Genomic DNA, 2,210 nt, shown 5'->3' with positions numbered 1-2,210 from the left:
GTCGATGTGGGCGCCGGGATAGACCGAGCCCGCGCCCGCGCCCCCCTGCCCCAGCACGCCGAGACCGTGGGCGTCGTCCACCAGCAGCCACGCGTCATGCGCGCGGGCGAGATCGCTGATGGCGTCCAGGGGCGCCAGGTCACCGTCCATGGAGAAGACCCCGTCGGTGGCGACCAGGCAGCGGGCGGCCGCGCCCCGCCGGGCGGCCAGCTTCTGCGCCAGGTCGGCCCTGTCGGTGTGACGGAAGGCCAGCACGGTCGCGCCGGACAGCTGGGCGCCCGACCAGATGCAGGCGTGGGCCAGCTCGTCGGCCAGGATCAGGTCGCCAGGCCCCATGACGGTGGGAATGATGCCGGCGTTGGCCAGGTAGCCGGAGCCGAAGACACAGGCGGCCTGCTTGCCCTTCAGCGCCGCCAGCCGGACCTCCAGCTCGCCGAACACCGGATGGTCGCCGGTCACCAGCCGCGAGGCCCCGGCGCCGGCGCCGTAGCGCTCGACCGCCGCCATGGCCGCGGCCTTCACCGCCGGGTGGTGCGACAAGTTCAGATAGTCGTTGCAGGAGAAGGACAGCAGGCGCCGCCCGCCCCGCTCCACCCACAGGCCATCGATCCGGTCGGTGGGAACCAGCCGTCGGCGCAGGCTGCGGCTCTCCAGCTGATCCAGTTTCTCGGCGGCGAAGGCGGTGAGGCTGTCGGTCATCGGGCGCCGATATGCACCGGCTTGGCGGGTGGGGGAAGACCGGGCGCCACGTCATTCGGTTGCACCACCCCGCTTGACATTCCCGGGTTGTAACGGAGACTGAAGCGTCACTATAGGGGTGGACGTGGCGGATCAAACTGCGCCTTCGAGTCTGGAGCAATCGCCGGTTCTGCTGCAGCGGGATCCGCGTATTTCCGCACTGTTCGCCCTGCTGGGGGCCTTGATCGTGCTCTGCGTACTGTTCCTGATGATGGGCGGGGACCGGTGGCTGGGGCTCCCGCCTGGCGAACTTGAGACACGGGCCCCCTACTGCTTCGCTCTCATGTTTATGTGCTTCGCCGCCGCGGGCTGGATCCCGGTCAGCACCCTTCTCAAACCGATCTTGGGTCGGATGACGCCCCCCGGTGGCCAATGAACAGATCGCGCCTCATCAACACCGCCATCTGGGTGCTCGTCGCGGTCTGCGTGACCCTGGGGATCGCGACCGCGATCTCCTACAGGCGGCTGCAGGATCAGGTGACCGCGCTGCGGAGCGAGGCCGCCATGCTGCAGGCCAACAAGGCCATCACGCGAACCGCCTTCACCGACCTGCAGGACCTCCTGCGACAGCCCATCGAAACACCCCAACAGACCTGCGCCAGGATCGTATCGATCCGCGACATCCTGCACGGCATGACCTCTCGACAGCGGGAGGCCCTGGGAGATGACAGCGCGCGCCTGCTGACCTTGGCCACCAACAGCTGCGCGACCCTGGAAGGTGGACTGCTCTCACCCGACTACAGGGCGACCCGCAAGTTCGTGGACGCCTATATCGAAGCTGTGAGCGCCCGGGTTGTCGGCGACTACGCCATAGCCGGCAAGGACTACGACCGGGCTCTTGCGGTTGACGATATCGAGACGGTCGATGCGCAGTGGCGGATACGCGCCCTGGAGGGATCGGCCAACGCGCGGATGCATCTGAAGGACTATGCCAGTGCGCGGGCCAGGCTGGCGGACCTGGCGAGCCTGAGGGCAGCCGACAATGCTGAATCGAAGACCGACTATCGTTTCGTCTTCGAAGGCATCACCCAGATCAAGCTGATGTGCCTGGAGAAGAAGCCGGCCACCGAGGTGTCAGCGAGCCTCACCCAGCTGCGCTCGGACTTCGACGCCTATGAGAAGACCCGGTCAACCCCCGAGCTCCGGAAGTTCGCCGCCGCCGATCGCCTGTTCATCGAACAAGACGCGGAACTCTACCAGACCTGCGACTACGCGAAGCTGTCGCCGGTCAAGGTCGGCGGCTAGAGCATTTTCCGATAAGTGTGAAACGGTTATCGCATCGAAAAATGCTCTAACTTTTTGAATTAGAGCCCTTTGGTCCAGGCCTTGTCTCGCTGAACCGCCTTCGCCCCGGCGGGGTTGGCTCGCGAGATAGTGACACCACCAGCGCCAAAATTTACCCAAGCTTGACCCTGCGGCCCCATAATGGGGCTCGGTTCCGTAAGAGCCTGGAGTACCGCGTACATGTCAGC

The 2,210-nt window shown here is 66.0% G+C and carries 2 protein-coding genes; one reads left to right on the top strand and one right to left on the bottom strand.

The window, feature by feature from the left end:
• A partial coding sequence (locus tag RMO97_RS08315) for an aminotransferase class I/II-fold pyridoxal phosphate-dependent enzyme (protein ID WP_310540271.1) occupies positions 1-699 on the bottom strand: 699 nt, incomplete at its 3' end.
• 411 nt (positions 700-1,110) lie between these two features.
• Here RMO97_RS08315 and RMO97_RS08310 point away from each other — a divergent pair.
• Positions 1,111-1,983: a hypothetical protein gene (locus RMO97_RS08310; RefSeq protein WP_310540270.1), complete on the top strand. Its 873-nt coding sequence runs from the start codon at positions 1,111-1,113 to the stop codon at positions 1,981-1,983.
• Positions 1,984-2,210 lie beyond the last annotated feature (227 nt).

Source organism: Phenylobacterium sp., from assembly GCF_031425575.1.
Lineage (GTDB): Bacteria > Pseudomonadota > Alphaproteobacteria > Caulobacterales > Caulobacteraceae > Phenylobacterium.
The sequence above is the reverse complement of the archived record's forward strand: the minus strand, read 5'-3'. Positions and strand labels throughout refer to the sequence as shown.